This is a genomic window from Acetobacterium bakii, assembly GCF_001263355.1.
Lineage (GTDB): Bacteria > Bacillota > Clostridia > Eubacteriales > Eubacteriaceae > Acetobacterium > Acetobacterium bakii.
Map to the genome: position 1 here is coordinate 74249 of NZ_LGYO01000040.1, position 22470 is coordinate 96718.

General features: G+C 37.2%; 20 protein-coding genes and 3 other annotated features. Of the genes, 14 read left to right on the forward strand and 6 right to left on the reverse strand.

Translation table 11 applies throughout. The annotated features are described in order from the left end of the window. Positions 1-58 precede the first annotated feature (58 nt). The 14 genes from thrS (at position 59) to AKG39_RS14895 (ending at position 14895) form a co-directional block, all read left to right on the forward strand. Positions 59-1975 (forward strand): threonine--tRNA ligase, encoded by a 1917-nt coding sequence (gene thrS, locus AKG39_RS14830; RefSeq protein WP_050741186.1) that lies wholly within the window; start codon positions 59-61, stop codon positions 1973-1975. Between the two features lie 210 nt (positions 1976-2185). Then, positions 2186-2427: a binding site (T-box leader), on the forward strand. A 90-nt stretch (positions 2428-2517) separates the two neighbouring features. Beyond that, a complete protein-coding gene (locus AKG39_RS14835; RefSeq protein WP_050741187.1) occupies positions 2518-3516 on the forward strand; it encodes an ABC transporter substrate-binding protein in 999 nt (332 codons plus the stop codon). A gap of 43 nt (positions 3517-3559) precedes the next feature. Beyond that, positions 3560-4456 (forward strand): ABC transporter permease, encoded by an 897-nt coding sequence (locus AKG39_RS14840; protein ID WP_050741188.1) that lies wholly within the window; start codon positions 3560-3562, stop codon positions 4454-4456. A gap of 1 nt (position 4457) precedes the next feature. After that, complete coding sequence (locus AKG39_RS14845; RefSeq protein ID WP_050741189.1) at positions 4458-5252, forward strand: ABC transporter ATP-binding protein; 795 nt, start codon at positions 4458-4460, stop codon at positions 5250-5252. A 73-nt stretch (positions 5253-5325) separates the two neighbouring features. Beyond that, positions 5326-5450, forward strand: a sequence feature (ribosomal protein L20 leader region). Beyond that, complete coding sequence (gene infC / locus AKG39_RS14850) at positions 5446-5985, forward strand: translation initiation factor IF-3 (protein WP_083439592.1); 540 nt, start codon at positions 5446-5448, stop codon at positions 5983-5985. (Overlaps the previous feature by 5 nt.) Positions 5986-6100: 115 nt before the next feature. Then, positions 6101-6295 carry a 50S ribosomal protein L35 gene (gene rpmI, locus AKG39_RS14855; protein WP_050741191.1) on the forward strand — a complete coding sequence of 65 codons (195 nt, stop codon included), beginning with the start codon at positions 6101-6103 and terminating at the stop codon, positions 6293-6295. 26 nt (positions 6296-6321) lie between these two features. Beyond that, positions 6322-6675, forward strand: coding sequence for a 50S ribosomal protein L20 (rplT, locus tag AKG39_RS14860; protein WP_050741192.1), 354 nt, complete (start codon positions 6322-6324; stop codon positions 6673-6675). Between the two features lie 132 nt (positions 6676-6807). Beyond that, complete coding sequence (locus AKG39_RS14865) at positions 6808-8184, forward strand: TrkH family potassium uptake protein (RefSeq protein ID WP_050741193.1); 1377 nt, start codon at positions 6808-6810, stop codon at positions 8182-8184. Between the two features lie 14 nt (positions 8185-8198). Next, on the forward strand, positions 8199-8867 hold the full coding sequence (locus tag AKG39_RS14870; RefSeq protein ID WP_050741194.1) for a potassium channel family protein: 669 nt from the start codon (positions 8199-8201) through the stop codon (positions 8865-8867). Then, positions 8833-9675, forward strand: coding sequence for a TrmH family RNA methyltransferase (locus AKG39_RS14875; protein ID WP_050741195.1), 843 nt, complete (start codon positions 8833-8835; stop codon positions 9673-9675). The genes AKG39_RS14870 and AKG39_RS14875 overlap by 35 nt, the downstream gene beginning before the upstream one ends. Positions 9676-9677: 2 nt before the next feature. Then, positions 9678-9898 (forward strand) — a binding site (T-box leader). 39 nt (positions 9899-9937) lie between these two features. Then, the gene (gene pheS, locus AKG39_RS14880; protein WP_050741196.1) at positions 9938-10960 is read left to right on the forward strand and encodes a phenylalanine--tRNA ligase subunit alpha; all 1023 of its coding nucleotides are present in this window, start codon (positions 9938-9940) and stop codon (positions 10958-10960) included. Between the two features lie 13 nt (positions 10961-10973). Continuing rightward, positions 10974-13352 carry a phenylalanine--tRNA ligase subunit beta gene (gene pheT / locus AKG39_RS14885; RefSeq protein ID WP_050741197.1) on the forward strand — a complete coding sequence of 793 codons (2379 nt, stop codon included), beginning with the start codon at positions 10974-10976 and terminating at the stop codon, positions 13350-13352. 9 nt (positions 13353-13361) lie between these two features. Beyond that, complete coding sequence (locus AKG39_RS14890) at positions 13362-14276, forward strand: DNA-processing protein DprA (RefSeq protein ID WP_050741198.1); 915 nt, start codon at positions 13362-13364, stop codon at positions 14274-14276. Between the two features lie 58 nt (positions 14277-14334). Then, positions 14335-14895: a cell division protein ZapA gene (locus AKG39_RS14895; protein ID WP_050741199.1), complete on the forward strand. Its 561-nt coding sequence runs from the start codon at positions 14335-14337 to the stop codon at positions 14893-14895. 101 nt (positions 14896-14996) lie between these two features. Here AKG39_RS14895 and lexA read toward each other — a convergent pair whose 3' ends face one another. The 6 genes from lexA to AKG39_RS14925 form a co-directional block, all read right to left on the reverse strand. Continuing rightward, positions 14997-15641: a transcriptional repressor LexA gene (gene lexA / locus AKG39_RS14900; protein WP_050741200.1), complete on the reverse strand. Its 645-nt coding sequence runs from the start codon at positions 15639-15641 to the stop codon at positions 14997-14999. 125 nt (positions 15642-15766) lie between these two features. Continuing rightward, positions 15767-16732, reverse strand: coding sequence for a tyrosine recombinase XerC (locus AKG39_RS14905; RefSeq protein WP_050741201.1), 966 nt, complete (start codon positions 16730-16732; stop codon positions 15767-15769). Between the two features lie 555 nt (positions 16733-17287). Further along, positions 17288-18772 (reverse strand): TniQ family protein, encoded by a 1485-nt coding sequence (locus AKG39_RS14910; protein WP_050741202.1) that lies wholly within the window; start codon positions 18770-18772, stop codon positions 17288-17290. A 12-nt stretch (positions 18773-18784) separates the two neighbouring features. Further along, positions 18785-19813 (reverse strand): AAA family ATPase, encoded by a 1029-nt coding sequence (locus AKG39_RS14915; RefSeq protein WP_050741203.1) that lies wholly within the window; start codon positions 19811-19813, stop codon positions 18785-18787. Positions 19814-19819: 6 nt separating this feature from the next. Then, positions 19820-21727, reverse strand: coding sequence for a transposase (locus tag AKG39_RS14920; protein WP_160316202.1), 1908 nt, complete (start codon positions 21725-21727; stop codon positions 19820-19822). Further along, positions 21714-22385 (reverse strand): TnsA endonuclease N-terminal domain-containing protein, encoded by a 672-nt coding sequence (locus AKG39_RS14925; RefSeq protein ID WP_050741205.1) that lies wholly within the window; start codon positions 22383-22385, stop codon positions 21714-21716. Before AKG39_RS14925 ends, AKG39_RS14920 begins: the two co-directional genes overlap by 14 nt. Positions 22386-22470 lie beyond the last annotated feature (85 nt).

Here is a 22470-nt window from a genome sequence, read left to right on the forward strand (position 1 = left end):
CAGCGAAGCTCACGGCAGTTTAGTAATTGCCTAATAAAAAATTCACAAGGAGAAAATAATGATTAATATTACATTAAAAGATGGCACCGTAAAAACCTATGAATCCGGAATTACTGTTTTCGATGTTGCAAAAGACATCAGTTCAGGTCTGGCAAGGGTTACCCTGGCCGGTGAACTCAATGGGGAATTGGTGGATATCCGCAAACCAATTCTGGAAGATTCAACTCTAAGCCTGCTAACCTTTGACGACGAAGGCGGAAAACATGCATTTTGGCATACCGGTTCTCATTTATTGGCCCAGGCAGTGAAGCGTCTGTATCCCCAGGCAAAGCTTGCCATAGGTCCCGCCATTGATCATGGTTTTTACTATGACATCGATGTGGATGTCATCATCACCCCTGAAATCATGGAGAAAATCGAAAAAGAAATGGCGAAGCTTGTCAAAGAGGGTCTGGCCATTGAGCGATCCGAATTAAGCCGTGCCGACGCTCTGGAAAAGGTTAAAAACGAAGGGGAATTTTATAAAGAAGAATTAATCCAGAACCTTCCTGAAGATGCCATCATCAGCTTTTATTCCCAGGGAGAGTTTTCTGACCTTTGTGCCGGGCCACATATCAATAATCTGAGTCCCATTAAGGCCATTAAGCTGCTAAGCCTGGCCGGTGCTTACTGGCACGGTGATGAAAAAAATAAAATGCTTCAGCGCATTTACGGGATCACCTTTCCTAAGAAAAGCCAGTTAACAGAATATTTGGAACGCATTGAAGAAGCTAAAAAAAGGGATCATCGAAAGCTAGGCAAAGAGCTGGATTTATTCTCTATCCAGGAAGAAGGTCCGGGTTTTCCATTCTTTCATCCCAAGGGAATGGTCATTCGAAATGAGCTTGAAAGCTTCTGGCGCCAGGAACATCAGCGTCGCGGCTACCAGGAAATAAAAACCCCGATTATCCTCAATGCTGAACTCTGGAAACGATCCGGACACTGGGATCATTATAAAGAAAATATGTATTTCACAGAAATAGATGAAAGTGACTATGCCATTAAACCGATGAACTGTCCCGGAGGGATGCTGGTTTACAAACGTAAAGGCCATTCCTATCGCGATCTGCCTCTAAAAATGGGAGAACTGGGTCTGGTTCATCGCCATGAGCTTCACGGTGCCCTTCACGGTCTTATGCGAGTACGTGCTTTCACTCAGGATGATGCCCATATATTTATGACGCCTGAACAAATTAAAGAAGAAGTCATCAAAGTCATTAACCTGGCAGATGATATCTATAAAGTCTTCGGGTTTAACTACCGTGTTGAATTATCCACCAAACCGGAAAAAGCCATTGGCTCCGACGAAGTATGGGAAATGGCTACTGAAGCTCTTCGGGATGCCCTGGTAACCAAAGAAATTGATTATCGTTTAAATCCCGGCGATGGTGCTTTTTATGGTCCCAAAATTGACTTCCATTTAGAAGACAGTTTAGGACGTACCTGGCAATGTGGAACGATTCAGTTGGATTTCCAGATGCCGGAACGTTTTGACCTGAATTATATTGGCTCTGACGGTGAAAAACATCGTCCGGTTATTATTCATCGCACTATTTTGGGCAGTATTGAACGCTTCTTCGGGATTCTCATTGAGCATTTCGCCGGAAAGTTTCCCGTTTGGCTGGCTCCTGTTCAGGTAATGATTATTCCGGTTGCGGATGTCCACCATGACTTTGCCAAAGGCATTGCCGATGAACTCATGGATATCGGTGTTCGGGCCTCGGTTGATGTTCGGGATGAAAAACTAGGTTACCGGATCCGGGATGCCCAAATGCAAAAAATTCCTTATATGCTGGTTGTCGGAGATAAAGAAGCCGAAGGCGGGGATTTAGCCTTGCGCATGCGTGACACAGGTGATGCCGGACTCATCAGCCTGGAGGATTTAAAAGAAAAATTAATCGAGAAAATCAAAACGCGATCATTGACTTTAGACTAAAAGCAATCTAACTTATACCCGTTATTAAAAAAAACTTGTTTCACATTGAGGCAATCTTTAATGGATTGTCTCAATGCTCCCCCAATGGATAAACAGCAACCCGGACCCTTAATAACTTTGGGGGCTTTAAATTTTCCAGCAAAAGAGACAGTCATTCTTTTATAATAATTCTTGACAAACACGAACGGGATAAATATAATCAAAGCATATAATAAAGTGATGACCAGAAAGAAGTAGCGGTTAAGATTCTTACAGAGAGCTTTCGGTTGGTGGAAGGAAGCAGACGAATACCCGTGAATACATTCTGAGAACTGCACACCCAAAGGCAATTGCCCTGTAGGCTGTGACGGATTCCAACCGTTAACGTGGAAAAGCGCTTTATGTCGCTTGCTGAGGTTGATGTGGACACATCAAAGACAAGGTGGTACCGCGAAATTATTTTCGCCCCTGTTATTCAGAGGCGACTTTTTTTTTATCTAAAGGACAATTCAACCTGACAAGGTTTTATTGAATAAAAAAATATAAAAACGGAGGAAAATAAAATGAAAAAGAATGGAAAGAAATTATTATCCGTTGTTCTGCTGGCCGGAATTATTGCCTTAGGCACCGGTTGTTCAAGTGGAGGAACCACCGATTCCGCAACGTCACCGGATGTGACCGTTGGTATTGTTCAGTATATTGATCACGTTGCCTTGGATGCATCACGCGAGGGCTTTGTGGCAGCCCTTGCTGACAACGGCTATGTTGATGGTGATAATATAACCATTGATTTACAAAACGCCCAGGGTGACCAAAGTAACCTCTCAACGATCAGCGATCGTTTTATCAGCAATAATGTTGATTTAGTCCTGGCTATTGCCACCCCTGCAGCCCAGGCCATTGCCGCAAAAACCACTGAAATTCCCATTCTAGGAACAGCTATTACCGATTATGTAGCGGCACGATTGGTTGAATCCAATGAAGTACCCGGAGGTAATGTTTCAGGAACAACCGATATGAACCCGATAAAAGAGCAAATTGATTTATTGGTTAAATTAGTTCCGACCGCGAAAACGGTTGGCGTTCTCTACACGTCAAGTGAGGATAATTCTGTTTTACAGGCAAAAATTGCACGTGAAGCCATTGAAAAATTGGGACTTAACTACGTAGAAGTCACTGTAACCAATTCAAACGATGTGCAACAGGCTACCCAATCCATCGTAAGCCAATGTGATGCTATCTATATCCCAACCGATAACGTGTTTGCATCCGCCATGCCACAGGTTCAAAACATTACCTCTCAGTCTAAGACTCCGGTAATCTGCGGTGAGTCCGGAATGGTTGAATCCGGAGGATTAGCCACCCTGGGCATCAGCTACAGTGAACTGGGCTATCAAACCGGCTTAATGGCCGTAAAAATTCTTAAAGGCGAAGCAGCACCTGCTACCATGCCAATCGAAGCATCAACTAAATTTGAATATGTTATCAATGGCACAGTGGCTGAAGAAATTGGTCTTACCATTCCAGCTGATCTCCAGCAATATGTAATTAAAGCACAATAATTAAAAAATAAACCGTTAGGCGTTAATAGAAGCGAGGAAAAAAATGTTACAAATTATACTAGGCGCGATTTCGCTGGGTCTTTTATGGGCTATCATGACAATCGGCGTTTATATTACTTACAGAATACTTGACATTGCTGATTTGACAGTTGAGGGAAGTATTGCCATGGGGGCTGCGATTGTGGCATTTTCCATTTTTAACGGCATGAATCCTTTCATAGCAACAGGCTTAGCCTTTTTAGGCGGCATGGCGGCAGGGCTTGTAACAGGAATTCTTCATACGAAGCTCAAAATTCCCGCATTATTGGCCGGTATTCTGACCATGATTGCCCTGTATTCTGTTAATCTGCGCATTATGGGGAAGGCGAACCTTTCCCTTCTGCGCATCGATACAGTCTTTACATCATTGGAAAACCTGGGCTTAAGCCCGAACAATGCAGTAATGCTCTTTGGTTTTCTGAGTGTTGCAGGTATCGTTGGTCTACTATACTGGTTTTTTGGCACAGAAATGGGCTGTGCCATCCGGGCTACCGGCAATAATCCTCAAATGGCACGAGCTCAGGGGATTAACACCAATAATATGATTACCCTGGGTTTAGTCATCAGTAATGGCCTGGTGGCCTTATCCGGTTCTTTAATCGCCCAAAGCCAAAGTTTTGCCGATGTGCAAATGGGTATCGGATCCATCGTTATCGGTTTGGCCTCGGTTATTATCGGAGAAGTGATTTTCGGCACACGAAACTTCTTAAATTGCCTGATCTCTTTGGTACTGGGTGCCATTACCTACCGCATTATCATCGCTATGGTATTAAAGATGGGCATGCCAGCCAATGACTTAAAGCTGTTCACCGCCATAACCGTGGCTATTGCTCTGTCATTGCCGGTATTTAAAACCTATCTTCGCCCCATAAAAAAATCCATAACCGGGGAGGATCTGTAAGATGTTAGTCATAAATGGAATCCATAAAAGATTTAATGCCGGAACCGTCAATGAAAAGATCGCCCTGTCTAATTTAAGCCTGACCCTTGAAGAAGGTGATTTTGTAACCCTCATCGGCGGAAACGGTGCCGGCAAATCCACCTTACTCAATTGTGTGGCCGGGGTCTATCCCATCGACCAGGGTTCAATTATCATCGATGATATCGATGTAACCAAACTCCCTGAGCACAAACGCTCAGCAGTGATCGGACGCGTATTTCAGGACCCGATGATGGGCACCGCTGCCAATATGGGTATAGAAGAGAATCTTGCGCTTGCTTATCGTCGCGGCCAATTTCGAAGTTTGAACTGGGGCATCAGCAACAAAGAACGGGAAGTTTACAAACAATTTTTAAGTCAGTTGGATTTAGGGTTGGAAAACCGCTTAAATGCCAAGGTCGGACTTCTTTCAGGTGGGCAAAGGCAAGCATTAACCCTTTTGATGGCCACCCTTAAAAAGCCAAAACTTTTACTTTTGGATGAACATACTGCGGCACTTGATCCAAAAACTGCTGAAAAAGTATTGCAGTTAAGCGATAAATTTATTAAAGAGAGTAATTTGACCACTTTAATGGTCACTCACAATATGCGCAACGCCATCGAACACGGCAACCGTCTGATCATGATGCACGAAGGACGTGTTATTTTAGATATCAACGGGGAAGAGAAACAACATCTGACGGTGGAAAACCTCTTAAAACGGTTTGGACAGGCAAGCGGCGAGGAGTTTGCCGACGACCGCGCATTGCTAGCCTAGGAACGATTTGATTCAAAATAAAAGATAATAAAAAACGATTGACAAAAGAATGAATAGAACGTATAATAGTTGAGTAACAAAGTAGAGGCAACACACTTCTCACCTCATTTCTTATGGAGATAGGTAAATATTTGATGAACAATGTTCGTTAGTATTTTTTTGCAGGTGGAGTGTTTCTACCTGCAATTTTTTTATATGGAGGTATAATATTATTAGCAAAGATGTCCAACACGAAATTAACAACGAGATCCGTGATCGCGAAGTGCGTGTAATTGATGATGCCGGCGAAATGTTGGGAGTAATGAATACCAAAGATGCCCAACAATTAGCTGACGAAAAGAATATGGATTTAGTTAAAGTTTCGCCTAATGCCAAACCGCCGGTTTGTAAAATTCTTGACTACGGGAAGTTTCGTTATGAGGAAATTCAACGTTTAAAAGAAGCTAAAAAGAATCAAAAAGCAGTGGTTATTAAAGAAATACGAATGTCAGTTCGAGTTGAAGAACATGATATTAATGTAAAAATTAAAAATTGTATCAAATTCTTGGAACAAGGCAACCGCGTTAAAGTTGCAATTCGCTTCAGAGGCCGAGAAATGGCATACACCGAACAAGGCAAAGATGTATTATTGAATTTTGCCGAACGTGTTGCAGACCTTGCTGTCGTTGAAAAAAGCCCTAAGCTTGAAGGAAGAAACATGGTTATGTATCTTGCCCCTAAAAAAGATAAATAACGCTTTAATCGTTAATTGAGTATATCTGTTGTAATGACTTGGGACACAAATAACCTGGATTTCTCGGATATAGTTTATTATAAAATATACATTGTACAGGGAGGAGGAAAAAGTTATGCCAAAGATGAAAACACATCGTGGCGCTGCAAAGCGTTTTAAAATAAAAAAATCAGGTGCGATTAAACGGTTTAAGGCTGGCAAAAGCCATATTCTCAATAAAAAGAGCCGTAAGCGAAAAAGAAATCTTAGAAAAGCCACAGGATTAGCAAAAGGTGACGCTAAAGTTGTAAGAAAAATGATCTCACGATAAATTTGAAGATAGGAGGAATATAGACAATGAGAATTAAAAAAGGCGTCAACGCCAAAAAGAGACATAAGAAAGTACTTAAACTTGCAAAAGGTTATTATGGAGCTAGAAGCAAGTTATATAGAACAGCAAATGAAGCTGTTATGCGAGCCACCCGATCTTCATATATAGGTCGTAAGGAAAAGAAAAGAAATTTCAGAAGACTTTGGATTACCCGAATTAATGCGGGTACAAGAATGTTTGACCTAAGCTACAGCAAATTCATGTTTGGTTTAAAACAGGCAGGTATCGAAATTGATCGTAAAATCTTAGCTGATTTGGCAATGAATGATATCAATGCTTTTAAAGATTTAGTAGAAGTATCAAAGAAAAACATTAACTAATAAATACGAATAAAACTTCTCAAAAGATACACCAAATTTGGGGAGTTTTTTTTATTATATATAGTTGTTGCTTTTTTAATTAATAATGTTAGAATATGTATGATTGGAAAATACATATTAGGAGATACATTTGTGGAACTGAAACGAATCCGAAAAAACAATCGATTTTTAACACAACGTTCACCCGCAGAAATATTAATTTTTGGATTTGCTTTAGTTATTTTTTTTGGGGCGATACTTCTAACTCTTCCCATTGCAACCCAAACAGGAGAAGGTTCAAGCTTTATCAATGCGCTATTTACTGCAACATCCGCAGTTTGTGTCACTGGCTTAGTCGTTGTTGATACCGGAACCTATTGGTCTGTTTTCGGTAAATTTGTGATCATTTTTCTGATCCAAATTGGTGGATTGGGCTTCATGTCATTAACCACTATGTTTTTTGTTCTGGCCGGGAAGCGCATCACCATTAAGAACCGTTTATTAATTTCATCATCAATTAATACCGATTCCATTTCAGGTATTGTGAAATTTATTAAGTATATCTTTTTCTCATCAATAATCATAGAAAGCATTGGAGCTTTGTTGCTGGCCATTGTATTCATCCCAGAATATGGATTGCTACAGGGTACAGCATTCAGTCTGTTTCATGCGATCTCTGCCTTTTGTAATGCTGGCTTTGATTTATTTGGAAATTTCTCAAGTTTGACACAATATGTAGATAATTTTATCGTTAATTTTGTGGTTTGTTCCCTAATTATTATCGGTGGTTTAGGTTTCGCTGTGACCAGTGATCTTATCTATGTGAGAAAATTCGAGAAAATGAGCATGCATTCTAAGATTGTCTTGTCAATTACAGCCGTCTTACTGGTTGTTGGCTTTATCTTCTTTTTTATTTTTGAATTTAACAATCCTAAGACCATGGGGAATCTTCCCATTCATGTAAAATTCATGGCCTCTTTTTTTCAGTCGGTAACGCCTCGAACGGCTGGCTATAATACCGTCGATATTGCGGGTTTAACACTGCCTTCATTGTTTTTAACAATGCTGTTAATGTTTATAGGAGGCTCGCCCGGATCAACTGCAGGGGGAATTAAAACAACCACCCTGGGGCTTATTGTACTCACTGTTGCCTCGGTTCTAAACGGGAAGAAAGACATTGTTATTTTTAAACGCAGTATTTTAGGTCCTGCCATTCGTCGGGCAATTTCAGTGGTAGTTATTGGTTCAACCATTGTCATTTTTATGATTTTTGTGTTATTATGTACAGAGCCGAATGTTCCTTTTCAGAACATTGTTTTTGAAGTATTTTCTGCTTTTGGTACGGTTGGTTTATCAACGGGATTAACCCCACATTTATCAATTGGGGGGAAAATCGCCTTAAGTATAACCATGTTTGTTGGAAGGCTCGGACCTTTGACAATAGCCTATGCTATTGCCCGCAGTGAAAAACATTCACGTGAAAATATAGGCAACTTTAAATTACCTGAAGGTAATGTTATGATTGGCTAGAGGAGGAATAATAATTGAAAGAAAAACAGTTTGCAGTTCTTGGTTTAGGGCGTTTTGGCGAAGCACTTGCCATTACTCTTAGCGAGTTGGGCTGTAATGTTATTGTTGTTGATAAGGATGCAGATAAGATCCAAAATATCGCGAATTACGTAACCTATGCGGTGCAGGCGGATGTTTCTGACATCAACGCCTTGAAATCTATTGGCTTAAAAAATGTTGATGCCGTTGTGGTTTCAATCACTTCAGATATTAACAGTAGTATTATGGGAATTGTTAATGCCCAGGAACTGGGCATCAGTGAAATATATGGTAAAGCCAATAATGCTCAGCATGAAAAAGTTCTTTTAAAACTGGGTATTAAAAAGGTTTTTTCGCCTGAACGGGATATGGGTGAGCGTGTTGCACATAATCTATTCTCAGGGGACTTTATTGATATTTTAGAGCTTGATACAGATCATTCCATTGTTGAAGTTGAAACCTTGCATGCCTGGGAAGGAAAAACCCTTGATGAGCTTGATTTAAGAACGCGGTACGGTTTAAATGTCATCGCCATTCGCACACTTGATGTTCTCAATGCTTCACCACTGGCTTCCAATGTAATTAATCACGCTGATAAACTTATTGTTATGGGAGAAAATAGATCTATCAATGAAATCAATAAATTATCCCGAAAAGACCATTAATAAATTGGAATCTTCGATTATTTCATCCCGTAACAATGAGAAATTAAAATATCTGCGCAAGCTTCGTACTAAATCATTTAGAGACAGCGAAAATCTTTTTTATACTGAAGGAACAAAGCTTTTTTCAGAAGCCTTGCAAAGCAACTTGGTTTTCAGACAGATTTTTTTAACAAATGAGTGGTATGCATCGCAAAATGATGATACCAAAGATTCAATTGCCTTTTTAACGACAATTGGAGTTTCGGTGTTTATGGTTGATACCGAGATATTCAATTCCATTTCAACACTACATCAGTCCGAAGGAATTATTTGCATTATTCGAAAGATTGAATTTAAACAAACTGATTATACCAGCTATATTTTTCTGGATGACGTTCAGGACCCTTATAACGTTGGCACCATCATCAGAACAGCTGATGCAGCCGGAATCGATTGTGTGATCACTTCCATGAAAACTGCTGATATCTATAATGAAAAAGTGCTTCGTGGATCCATGGGTTCGGTGTTTCATATTCCGGTTCATCAAGTCGCTTCATTGCCGGAATATGCCCTGACACTAAAAAAAAGCAACGTGAAAATTATTGGAACCTCCCTTAACGGGGAATCTCTATGGCAGCGGCAACCAATTAATAAACCTTTTGGAATCGTCATGGGCAATGAGTCCCAGGGAATGACTTTGGAAATGGCAGAGCTTTGTGATATTCTATTAAAAATACCCATTCTTGGAAGTGCCGAGTCCCTGAACGTATCCACTGCTGCCGGGATTATTATGTATGATATCCTCAGAGATAATTATTTAACAGAATAAAGTGATAAACCATGAAAGAGAAAGTAAATAAAAATCCAACATTTTAGAGAAAAAATCCTTGGCTGAAAGATTTTATGCTGGAATTTATTGAAGTTCACTCTGGAGTTTTAGCTGTGAAACCATTTGTAATGTTTAGCAGCTAACGTTAATTGCGTTAAAATTTTGAGTGAATACAAATTAGTATTAATTTAAGGTGGTACCGCGGAATTATTTCGTCCTTTTTTAAGGGCGTTTTTTTATATTTATAAGTAAGGAGCTAAAAATGGAATTAGAATTGATTCAATTAAAAGATCGCTGTTTGGCAGACCTCAAAGATGTTTGTGAATTAAAAGCCCTGGATAATCTAAGAATAAAATATTTAGGAAAAAAAGGGGAACTGACCATTGCCTTAAAAGGGATGGGAAAACTCTCCAAGGAAGAGCGGCCGGTTATTGGAAAACTCGCAAATGAGGTCCGGGAAGAAATTGAGAATGCACTTTCTCTCCAAAAACAGATTCTTGATAAAGAAGAGATTGACATGCGCATCAAAGAAGAAGTCATCGATGTTTCACTGCCCGGGAAAAAACATTTTTCGGGAAGTCTGCATCCATTAACCACAACCATTAATGAACTCAAAGAGATCTTTTTAGGAATGGGCTTTTCCATTGCCGAAGGTCCGGAAATTGAATGGGCAAAATACAATTTTGATTATTTAAACGTACCATTGGACCATTCCGCCCGAGATCTTCAGGATACCTTTTACTATGAGGATGATATTGTTCTGAGAACCCAAACCTCACCGGTTCAGGTCCGGGTAATGCAAGAGCAGAAACCACCCCTTCGTATTATTTCACCGGGAAGAGTTTACCGTTCCGACGAAATTGATGCCACCCATTCACCGGTTTTTCATCAAATGGAAGGTCTGGTTATTGATAAAGACATCACCATGAGTGATCTTAAAGGTACCTTGAACATGTTTGCCAAAAAATTATTTGGGGAGCAGACCAAAACGAAATTCAGACCCCATCAATTTTATTTCACCGAGCCAAGTGCTGAAATGGACGTAACCTGTTTCAAATGCGGCGGGGTTGGCTGTAAGGTCTGTAGCAACACCGGCTGGATAGAAATCCTTGGCTGTGGCATGGTTCATCCCAATGTGCTGAAACTTTGTGGGATCGATCCCGATGTTTACAGCGGGTTTGCCTTTGGCATGGGCCTTGACAGGATTACCATGATAAAATACGGCATCAATGATTTGCGGTTATTATTTGAAAATGATCTGCGTTTTTTATCACAATTTAAATAGGAGGGTTCATTAAATGTTAGTTTCACTTAATTGGTTAAAAGAATATGTTGATATACAGTTAAATCCCTATGACTTCGGTGAGTGTCTCACCATGTCCGGGACCAAGGTTGAGACCTTAACGGTTGTTTCAGAAAAAGTTTCAAATATTTTAACAGGAAAAATTTTAAAAATAGAGCCCCATCCCAATGCCGACAAGCTGGTAGTATGTACGGTTGATCTGGGAACCGATGAACGGATTATCGTCACTGCGGCAAAAAATGTTTTTGTCGGGGCTGTTGTCCCGGTTGCTGTGGATGGCGCGATTATCGCCGATGGCACACAGCTCGGTGTAAGTGATTTCAGAGGCGTTTCTTCGCATGGCATGTTTTGTTCCATAGAAGAGCTGGGAATGAATCTCGATCTCTTTTCAAAAGAAATTATGGAAGGCATTTATATTTTGCCTAATGGCACCGATCCCGGGTTGGACGTTAAAAAATTACTATGGTTGGACGACGTGATCATCGATGTTGAGCTGACTGCCAATCGGGCTGACTGCCAATCGATTGTGGGCATTGCAAAAGAATCTGCCGCCACACTTAATTTATCATTGGGAGCCTTTGAATCCTATAACAAAGTCGAATCAACTAATGAAATAAAAGAATATTTAAATGTAACCATTGAGAGTGACTTATGTCCCCGTTATGTGGCTAAAATGCTTAAGGTTAAGAAGATTGAGGCATCACCGTTATGGATGCAGGTTAAACTTCTTAACAGTGGGGTACGGCCCATTAACAATATTGTAGATGTCACCAATTATGTCATGCTTGAGCTGGGTCAACCTTTGCATGCCTTTGATTATCATAGCCTAGATTCAAAAAAAATCGTCATTAAAACCACCAAAAATGAAAAAATAGTGACCTTGGATAATAAGGAACGTGATATTGACGCTTCCATGCTGATGATCACCAATGGAACAGCTCCTGTTGCAATCGCCGGTATCATGGGTGGGGAGAACTCTGAAGTTACTGACGCAACAAGCCTTATTGTTCTGGAATCGGCCTGTTTCAATAAAAGCAGCGTCCGTTTAACCGCAAAAAAACTCGGCCTTAGAACTGAAGCCTCAGCCCGGTTTGAAAAAGGTGTTGATCCGGAGTTAGCTATTGCTGCCGCATTACGGGCTACCTGGTTACTTGAAGCAATCGGTGCCTGTGAAGTCGTTGAAGGCGTAATTGATGTGTATCAACAACCTGTGGCAATCAAGAAAATTTCATTGGATATCAATTGGGTGAATCATTTTATTGGGATTTCTCTTTCCGAATCGGAAATAGCAGCGTTGCTCAGTCGTTTGTTTTTCAATGTTTCCAGTGAAAACAATGGCATTCTGCAAATTGAAGTTCCCAGCTTTCGACAAGACATTGATGCAAGGGAAGATTTAGCGGAAGAAGTTGCCCGAATGTTTGGTTATGACAATATCCCAAGCACCATTATGGGCGGCGAAACCATGATTGGCGGGAAGACTCCTGTTCAAAAGTACGAGGACGACCTGAAAAACGTTTTAGTCGGTCAGGGGTATTTTGAAACGCTGACAACCTCTTTCACCAGCAAAAGGCGTCTTAGCGGCTTAAATTGTGCTACTCCTGAAGATCTTGTCCCATTGGTCAACCCATTGGGCGAAGAAAACAGCATCATGCGACATTCCCTGATTGGACATCAGCTTGAAGTCATTTCTTTGAATTACCATCAAAAAAATCCTTTCGGTCATTTCTTTGAAATTTCCAATACCTACCGTAAAAATCCAAAGCTCGGTGAACTTCCGATTGAGGAAAAAAAATTGGTTCTCAGCACCTATGGCAATGACGATTATTTTGAGTTAAAAGGTATGGTTGAACTTTTACTGGCCCACACCGGTATTGAGAATCCTTCGTTTATCTCTGGCGGATCCGAATTTTTACATCCGGGACGCAAAGCCATTGTTTCGGCAAATGGAATAATATTGGGAGAAATAGGCGAAATTCATCCTTTAGTAGTGAAGAATTATGGACTGCCAAAACGCACCTATGTATGTGAACTGTCCTTTTCTGATTTATACGACTGCGGCTCCATGGGACAAAAATTTGTGGAACTCCCCAAATTTCCTGCTTCGAATCGTGACCTAGCGATCCAGCTTAAGGATACAATTCCTGCAGCCGAGGTTGATGCGATTCTTCGAAAAAATGGTGGAAATATCCTTGAGAGCATTGAACTATTTGACGTTTATACCGGTTCACAAATTCCTGAGGGCTATAAAAGTCTGGCTTATGCCCTTAATTTCAGACATCAGGATCGAACCCTTAATGATGATGATATTAATCCTGTGGTTGAGCAGATATTGGCAGAATTAAAAAGCGCTCTGAATGCTCAACTCAGAGAATAATCTGCTTCAATGGTTAAAATGATGGATTTTCACCGAAATCTGATGGGACTTTTGCAACTCCAGGGGATTGGCCGAAAAAAAATTAAGATCATCGTTGAACATATCAAGCACCCGGAAAATTCAACATTCACTGAACTGATTGAGGTAGGCAAAGAGCTTGGCTTTATTCCTGATACCATCGCAAAAGATGCCCTTATTAAAGCGGTTTCCACTTCAGATAGAATCCTGGAAGACAATCAGAAAAAGGATATTAAAACACTTTCTTTTTTCGATGCAAACTATCCTGAGGCATTAGTTTTCGAGGATTCTCCGGTTCTTCTTTATTACCAGGGTGATTTAAACCTCTTACACATGGAAAATCGCGCTGCTGTTATTGGAAGTCGAAACCCCAGTTTGGAAGGTTTTAAATTTGCGGTGAATACCGGCGAATTTCTGGCCAAACAGGGTTTTGCTGTTATCAGCGGACTTGCAACCGGCTGTGACAGTGGCGCACATCACGGCTGTTTAAAAGCCGGCGGAAAAACCCTGGCCTTTCTGCCTTCAGGATTACTGAATGTTTACCCACGGGAAAATTTGGGTTTGGCCCATAAAATTCTTGACAGTAATGGCTGCCTTTTATCGGAGTATTCCCACCATGAAGCCATTCATGCCTATAAATTTATTGAGCGGGATCGGCTCCAGGCGGCAACATCGAATTTTTTAATTGTATCCGAGTTTTCTGCCCGAAGCGGAACCATCCATACACTGACTTTTGCAAAAAAATATAACAAGAAAATTTTATCCTCCCGAATGATTTATGAACGGTCACAAGGTGGATTTCAAGAGCTTCAAAAAAAGAAAATTCCTTATGAAACCCTTGAGGTTGAAACACTTTATAACTTAATTAAAAATTATAAAAATAATAAATCATTTGTATTTTTATAGAATATTACTTATAATAGAGTAGAGAATAGAGAATTTTATTTATTACAGGAGGAAAAAGATGCCTGAACATACTATAATTGAATTACGCATTTTAGATACAGATTTTTCATTAAAGGCAAAAAATAATGAAGAACAGATTAAACTTGTTTCAGACTATGTTAACCGAGAACTGGAAAGCGTAAAAGCTGCTAATCCTTTTACCAATCACATTCGTATTGCCATTCTTGGATGTATGAATATCGCTGAAAAGCTATTGACTGCCCAGGAAGAAGCCAAAAACAGTGAACTGGCAAAAATTAAAGAAATTGGTGAAATTAGTATCGTCAAAGAAGAAATGCACACTTTGGATACTCTTTTGGAAAAAGAAAAAGACAAAAATGTTGTTTTAGCCGAAGAGAAAGAACTTATCCAAAGTGAGATTGATGAAAAAGATGAATTGCTTAACCAATATCGTGAACATTTACGACAAAGTAAAATTGAAAGCGAAGCCAATCGAAAAACCATATTGGAGTTGCAAAATCAACTTTTCGAAAGTCAGATCGAATTGGTAAAAGTTAATAAAAATCACATTGAAAAAGATATTTTTAAAAGTATCGAAGATAAAATAAAAATCGATTAATTTTATTATTCTATGGTGAATAATAAAGATGTTGCAACAACGTCTGAGTTTGTTAATAAAATTATCAACAAACTCAGATGTTAATGCAACATCTTTTTCTGTTATTTAAATTTTCGGATTAATCCGGTCACTTTTCCTAAAATTCTGATTTCTTTTTCATTATAATTATTTGGCTCCATTGTTTTGTTTTCAGGTTGAAGACGAATCTCATTATTCTCATAAAAAATTCTTTTCACCGTTGCTTCGTTCTGTTCCAGAATCAATGCCACAATGATATCCCCACTTATTGCTGTATTTTGTTTATGAACAATTATCTTATCGCCATCAATGATTCCGGCATCAACCATACTCAAACCACGAATTTCAAGTATAAAAGAGTCTTCACTTCCAACAAAATCTAAAGGAAGGGGGAAAACATCCGTGATGTTTTCTATGGCTAAAATTGGCTCTCCAGCTGTCACACGACCTAAAATTGGAAGCGATACAATGGTTTTTCGCTCAAAAAGAGCAGTAAAGGATTCATAAGGATCATGGCATATAATCTCTATTGCCCTGGTTTTTGTCGCGTCACGCCTAATGTAACCTAATTCTTCTAATTTTCTTAAATAGGCATGAACTGTTGATGTTGATTTAAAATCTAGCGCCGCACACATTTCTCGAACTGTAGGCGGGTAGCTTTTTTCACGCATTTGCTTTTTAATATACTTTAACACATCCGATTGCCGAGCATTTAAATCTTCATACATTCTACTAACACCTCTTTCATTCTACTAAAATCTCTTTTTTTTCTTGAAAGTATTATAGCATATCATATATATAAAAGTAAACATCAGTTCTTGATTTCAATAAATTTTTTTTTCTGCTTATGAATCTATTCCTCCGATTCAAATTGTGATAGGGGATTCTGATTTAAAGTATCACGCAGAAGCTCTTCATCTACATGGGTATAGATTTGGGTGGTTGATACATTTTCATGACCCAGAATTTCCTGAACAGAGCGAATATCTGCATTCCCATATTTAAACATCAGGGTTGCCGCCGTATGTCTGAGTTTATGCACGCTGATTTCATCCGTGTTTAAGCCGCAGATAGCCAAGTGTTTTTTCACTAAATGCTGGACGGCACGATTACTGATGGGTGAATGTTGCTGACTTAAAAATAAATAGTTTGAATTAACCTCTGGACGAACTAACAGGTATCGCTGAATTGATTTTAAACATGCCCGATTGAGATAAACCGTGCGCTCCTTGTCGCCTTTGCCAATCAGACGAAGGGAATCATTTTTTATATCGGTTATTTTTATTTGGGTTAACTCGGAAAGGCGCATACCACAGTTTAAAAATAGGGTAATGATGGCAAAATCACGTTCCTGATGCCGTCCTTTAATACCTTTGAGAAGATCTACGGCCTCATCCCATTCTAAATAGCGGGCATTTCTGGCCGGAAGCTTTGGCATTTCTAAATCCGTCACCGGGTTTGGACCAAAATATTTTTGTTTATTACATAAATAATTAAAAAAAGAGCGTAAAGTCGATACTTTTCGGCTGCGGGCAAAATCCGAATTATGGCGTTCTTTGCTGGAAAAAGAGAGAAAAGCATAAAGAATACCTAAATCAATGGTTTTTAATTCAGCAATGGAAATATCATTGATTGGAATCTCGTCAAAAACATCCGTTTGAGGAACCATGGCAAAATAGCGTTTTAAAAATCTGAAAAATAAAACCAAATCATAACGGTATGCCTGGGCTGATTTTTCTGAAAAACCCCGAATCGTCACAATATAATTTAAAAACTCATCAATTATTTTACTTTCAGTCAATAGATTAGGTTCAGTCATAATAATAACTCCTTTTTAATAAATAATTTTAAATTATCCAATTTAAAACAATAATTCAAACCGATAATCTGGAACTTATTATAACATGTTTTTTATCTTTTGTCACGAAACTTACATTTCGTGACAAAAGATTTCTGTGTTTTAATGGGTTGTTTTTGTGATATTCTAAAATTTGATACTTTTTGTACTTTGAAGTTTAAGTCGTAATTAATTTGAAGTATAAATTTAATATGAATTTGTATGCCAATAAAATTTTTCTGATATTGTATATTTAAATTATATAATCATGATATTTTATTATAATCTATGAAAAAAAAGATAATAAATTGCTCTCAAATATTTTTATGTACTTCATTTAGAAATTACATAAGTTTTCCCTTAACAAAGTACACTTTCTGCATATTCTAATTATCGGGATATTTTGAATTATAACTCGTAATTAAATTGAAGTATACGTTGTAAATAAAGGTAGCTTTTCATCATAAAGAATAAATTTTATTCTTTATGATGAAAAGCTAGAAAATAATTGAGTTGAAACTCCCCCGCCTCGTTTTATCAGGTGTCAATTATTGGCATTTTATTGCGATGCATTAAATCGAACCCACCAAACAGTGTTTTGCTATTGGTGTCATTATTGACATTCTTGAATTCAAATATATCTTCATCAAATTTAAAAATATATATTTCAAACGATTTTTCATTTTCAATAATTATAACTTTAAAGGCAGGTCCAGTTGGGATATCAAACTCAACAAGATTATTCGTCATAAACCTAATGAAATCAGGATTTGCATAATTATCTTCTATTAACCTCAATAAATATGTAAAATACTCAAACAAATAGAACTTGATTAGTTCGTAAGCTAATTCGAGAATACTGGCTGGAATAATCTTCTGCTTATTATTGTTAGAATAACACTCGAAAAGAAACGAAATCAATTGTTCATATAAGGATACCAAAAATGAGACATTAGCAATAGGTCTTGATCTTCCTAACTTATCCCTAAATATACATGAAAACATCCATAAGTAAAAGGCATACTGCTCTTTACTTATTCTTTTGTCACTATAAATGATTTCATAGAAAATATTTTGTAATGCTATTATATAGTTTTTATTCGTTCTATTTATATTTCTTGGTAAATATTTCACTTTATATGAATTCAATATAATCTTAGAAACATCAAAAACTGCATTCTCTATGGTTGAAAGTGCAGATAAATCAATTCTCGAATAATCTTTTTTTAGATTCAGATAATCACAATTCAAATGATATTTTTCAAGAAAGTCTATATTATAGTTTGTCGTATCGTTATTTTTCAAAACTGTGATATCAGCTTTTTCTGTGATCTTACCGCTTATTAGATAACTATTTATAAAAGCAAGACCAGCTGTTGGAAAAATATTTTTAGACTTCGTATTACATGGATTAACATCAACGATCAAGCAAGACAAATCCTTACTTATTGGAAAATTTAGTTCGATCGGTTTTATTTGATAATTATGATGAATTAATTCAACAGCTGATAATTTAAAATAGTTTTCTTGCAAGTTATTATTGCAAATCGGACAATTATACGGTCTATATTTTGAAAAATTGAAATAAACGTTGTAATTACTGTTGCAAATATGGCATCGTTCTATTAAAGGTATTTTGTGAATAAGGCATCGATCGACAAATGTTAATTGATGAAATAGATAGTGGTTTCCTTCTTCCATACATATAGGACAAAACTTGAAATTCTTCTTATATAAATATTCCAAATTTCCATCTAAGTGTTTTGAAAATGGACCAAGAATTCGTTGTACATCGCTATTGATATTAAGTAATATATGCTCGCCTATAAAGCTGTAGAATTCATTGAGATTTATTTCATCTTTGTAAGAAAACATATATTTTGAAACTGTATGTTCTAATCCGCTTCTGGATTTTAAAATTGATTTAAACAATGTGATTGGGGAACAACAATTTATGAAACATAATTTTGTCAAGTAATCATCCAAGGCTTCATAAGGGAATCGTTTAACTCTTGTAATCATGGCTCTCAAAACCTATCTTCGTGTTTTTCCACTAGCACAGGCATCTAGTAAATCTTGTTCATGATTACAGTCACGGAATTCCACTGACTTAGCTATCATCTCACTTGTAATCCAATTTTCCCCTGCCCCATCTGTACCATATTTCAAAAATAAATATTCGACTATTTTGCAAAGATGATTCATAGACAATCCATGGCTTTTAAATATTTTATCACCATAAGTATTGCAAATGCATTTATATAAATCCTGTGTTACATGACTAAGATACATTCCATTTTCAAAGGCTTCTGGGAAATAATATTTCGTAAAAGACCAATCGGAATCACCAGGATATTTCATACAAAAGTCATACGCGGCTAATACATCTTGTAGCTCATTTTTGGATTTTATTCCATTGAAAACATAGGTTTTCTCCATAAATCGTCTTATGATTTGTGTTTCTTTTTTACCTGAGAAAAGATTGCGTTGAGATATTAAATCTTCGGTTCCAATTAATATTGTGGTCATTCCGATTTTCTCTAAATCCAATTGGTTATTAATATCTTTTAAACACTGAAAATCGGTTTTATCTAAAGCATCAGCTTCATCAATAAATAAAAGAATTTTTTTGTTTCTGTTTTCTTCAAGAGCTAAACTTACTAATTGCGAGCATAATCTGTCTGACTTATCTTGAACAGAACCTTTATTATAAAGATCATGACCAGTTGCTTTAAGCAATCTTGAATAAAAAACGTTACTGTTCTTTATTGGATCAGGCATAGTAGAAATAAACGCAAGTATTTCATTATTGTATTTTTCACAAATTTCATTTTTTATTATTTCAACTGCTGTGGATTTTCCATATCCAGATGGTCCATATATAATTAAACCCTGAACTCTAAATCTAATTGCCTCATCTATTTTATTAATTACTTCTTCAACAACAGAAGTTTTTATCTTATACTTTCCCGTAACTATTGGATGTTCACCTAAAAAATTTGGTCGTATGCTCCCACCCGTTTCACCAATCAGTTCATTTGAGGTTTGTATTTTATTTTTCATAATTAATCACCAAGTCCGTTTAGAAGGGTCAGTCCATTTTTCTCGCAACTCTTCATCGCTTAATAATTTCTTTTCAATTGAATCATCGAGCTGACCTCTATCCATATTTTTTTCTGGCACTGATTTGTTTCGTGGAAGAATTAATGAATCTGGGCTTCTTTTTTCAGCATCATTTCTCATTGATGCCAGCCGTGTTGCCGCAGTTTTATTATAAATAGCTTTTTCTTCTAAATCAATTGTAAAATCTTCAATAACATCTTCAACATTATCAAACTTGATTTTATTTTCATGGATAAATTTTCGAAGTATTGTATTGTTTTTCATAGAAATCGCTGTTGCAATATTTTTTCCTTTAATAGAAACGTCTCCAATTGGAGCACCATTATCAAGATAAACTTTAAGCGTTCGTATATCTAATGGATCTATTTCAAGGGTTACGTGATCTCCGACTAATAAATAATTTGACGACATAACATGTCCTGAATACCGATGTCCTTCAAAGCTTACATAAGGTCTGATTCCCTTTTTTTTATTTCCTTGAACTTTTCTTATTTGATATATTTTCACAACCGAAAATTCCTTTCTCTCATCCAGAGGAACGAACGCTGATGGCAGAAAGCCCCTATCAAAACGTTGCATTAATAATGATATCGGTGAAAAACCTGACAAACTATCATGAGGTTGAGTATTATACTCTGAAATGACAACTTCAGCAATTTCATATATTTCCTGTAATGTAATCGCATATGAAATCGCTCCTTTCTCAGGTTCTGCTCTTTTTACATCGCGAGGATTACTTCCAGTAGTTGATGGTATCCGATGAAAGCCTTTTTCTTCAAGTGTTTTGAAGAAACGTTCAACAATTGGCCTTTTGTTTGGTGTCGCTACCGGTCCAAAATTAATACTGATTCCCAAATTTTCTAAATTATTTATTACATCCTTTGATAAATGTGCTAACGCATTATCAAGAGCAATTTCATCCATAATTGCCCACTGAGTTCCAGGTACTGCAATTGAATGAAAACCTTCTATTTTTTCAAGAACGTTGAATCGCTGAAAAGTAAATTGTTCATGAGGCACAATTGAATTGTTAATGCATTCGAGTACATCAAATCGATTGTAGTTTTCATTTACCGATATTGTATATCCAAGAATTACTCTCGTGGCAACATCAATTGCGGCAATAATCCAAATTCTTTTTGCTAATCCCTGAACAGTATCTCCATATTCATTGGTGACTTTTACGGTGAACAGTGCATCAACTTTGTGTCCATCTATTTCAACTCTCGCAAAAGGTCGTTTTGAGGCGCTTTGAATTGGCTGCATAAAATAGGTGCTTTTAAAAAGTTGTTTTGCTTCTTTTCCATAACGATTCATTGCATCATACGGATGCAAATTACTTGTATCTTCTAAAAACGTCACCATTGAACGATACCCTTTAAGCTTCGTATTGAATGGGTAGTCTGTTTCAGATAAACCTTTACTATGCAATCGGCGTAGTAAAGACTTATGAAGATCAGTATAGGATTGAAATTTGTTCCACTTCCTATTTTTACTAAAAAACTCTTCTAATAAATAATCCTTAATATCAGGATAATCGTTCATAAGTTTTGAGAATAAACCAATTTTTCGCTTTGTACGTAAGCAAGGTATCAAAGCTACGTATCCAAGTGGAACTCCCGATGAGTCAAGCACAGAACACTTTTCTACAAATTCGCATATATGTGATGTTTTAATACCAGTTGACTGCTCAATTTTATTTAATGGTTCATCCGATAAATATAAATCTACGGCTTTTTTTCTTGATTCATATGTCTCTCTGTCAAAATCAGACATATTTATTGTTACTGGTTTTGACCATGTTTTACTTTCTGTTGATAACTCTTTTTTGTTGTTTATTTTAATTTTCGGCATAACAAACCTCGGAAGCATAGCAAATCTCTTGATTATATATATCAAGAACAATGTATCCATGAATAAATAGATATACTATCACCGGCATAACAGATAATTTTACGGCATCATCATTTAATAGTTTTTCAACAGTAATGCATTTCTCAATTTGAATTCTATTTTTGATTCGTTTTAAATTATCTTGGATTAAATTAGATTGGGCTCTACACAAACAATGATACATAAAACGCATATTATTTAGGTGTTCAGGTCCTTTGAAAATCTCGTTTTCAGTCCTTACTTTGTAGGTAATATTATTTTCTAAGCACCATTTCCGTTGATACTCAATCTGCTTTATTGATCTATTTGAAGAATTTGATCCACTATTCAAGTCACTTGAATACTTTATTTCCCATAACTCATTTGTATCGTTTTTAAAAAGAACTTCCATATCAAATGTTGTTTTATATGAATCGCCGTCCTTTCCTTTAACTTCTACCTGAAGCGGTTGTTCTAAATATTTAACAATATTTGGATTTAATTCAACATCTAAAAAGTTCGCATATTCTAAATTACTATGTAAACTAACACGTCGATTCAATTTTAAACTATGACAAATATAGAAATTACTTCCGTACTTTTTAGAACGAGCGATATTTACAGGACTTTTATTAAACATTCAAATCTCCTTTTTACGTTGAAATGTATATTCCGACTATGAAATCCCAACTGCACGATAAAAGAGGGTTCTTCCGCAAAAACCC

What these genes read in the sequence shown, in the direction of transcription:
- thrS (WP_050741186.1), top strand. Translation starts at nt 59, where the DNA reads ATGATTAATATTACATTAAAAGATGGCACCGTAAAAACCTATGAATCC.
- pheS (WP_050741196.1), top strand. Translation starts at nt 9,938, where the DNA reads ATGGAATTAGAATTGATTCAATTAAAAGATCGCTGTTTGGCAGACCTC.
- AKG39_RS14845 (WP_050741189.1), top strand. Translation starts at nt 4,458, where the DNA reads ATGTTAGTCATAAATGGAATCCATAAAAGATTTAATGCCGGAACCGTC.
- AKG39_RS14875 (WP_050741195.1), top strand. Translation starts at nt 8,833, where the DNA reads ATGAAATCAATAAATTATCCCGAAAAGACCATTAATAAATTGGAATCT.
- rpmI (WP_050741191.1), top strand. Translation starts at nt 6,101, where the DNA reads ATGCCAAAGATGAAAACACATCGTGGCGCTGCAAAGCGTTTTAAAATA.
- AKG39_RS14910 (WP_050741202.1), bottom strand. Translation starts at nt 18,772, where the DNA reads ATGATTACAAGAGTTAAACGATTCCCTTATGAAGCCTTGGATGATTAC.
- lexA (WP_050741200.1), bottom strand. Translation starts at nt 15,641, where the DNA reads ATGTATGAAGATTTAAATGCTCGGCAATCGGATGTGTTAAAGTATATT.
- rplT (WP_050741192.1), top strand. Translation starts at nt 6,322, where the DNA reads ATGAGAATTAAAAAAGGCGTCAACGCCAAAAAGAGACATAAGAAAGTA.
- AKG39_RS14835 (WP_050741187.1), top strand. Translation starts at nt 2,518, where the DNA reads ATGAAAAAGAATGGAAAGAAATTATTATCCGTTGTTCTGCTGGCCGGA.
- AKG39_RS14920 (WP_160316202.1), bottom strand. Translation starts at nt 21,727, where the DNA reads ATGCCGAAAATTAAAATAAACAACAAAAAAGAGTTATCAACAGAAAGT.
- AKG39_RS14890 (WP_050741198.1), top strand. Translation starts at nt 13,362, where the DNA reads ATGGTTAAAATGATGGATTTTCACCGAAATCTGATGGGACTTTTGCAA.
- pheT (WP_050741197.1), top strand. Translation starts at nt 10,974, where the DNA reads ATGTTAGTTTCACTTAATTGGTTAAAAGAATATGTTGATATACAGTTA.
- AKG39_RS14925 (WP_050741205.1), bottom strand. Translation starts at nt 22,385, where the DNA reads ATGTTTAATAAAAGTCCTGTAAATATCGCTCGTTCTAAAAAGTACGGA.
- AKG39_RS14905 (WP_050741201.1), bottom strand. Translation starts at nt 16,732, where the DNA reads ATGACTGAACCTAATCTATTGACTGAAAGTAAAATAATTGATGAGTTT.
- AKG39_RS14840 (WP_050741188.1), top strand. Translation starts at nt 3,560, where the DNA reads ATGTTACAAATTATACTAGGCGCGATTTCGCTGGGTCTTTTATGGGCT.
- AKG39_RS14895 (WP_050741199.1), top strand. Translation starts at nt 14,335, where the DNA reads ATGCCTGAACATACTATAATTGAATTACGCATTTTAGATACAGATTTT.
- AKG39_RS14915 (WP_050741203.1), bottom strand. Translation starts at nt 19,813, where the DNA reads ATGAAAAATAAAATACAAACCTCAAATGAACTGATTGGTGAAACGGGT.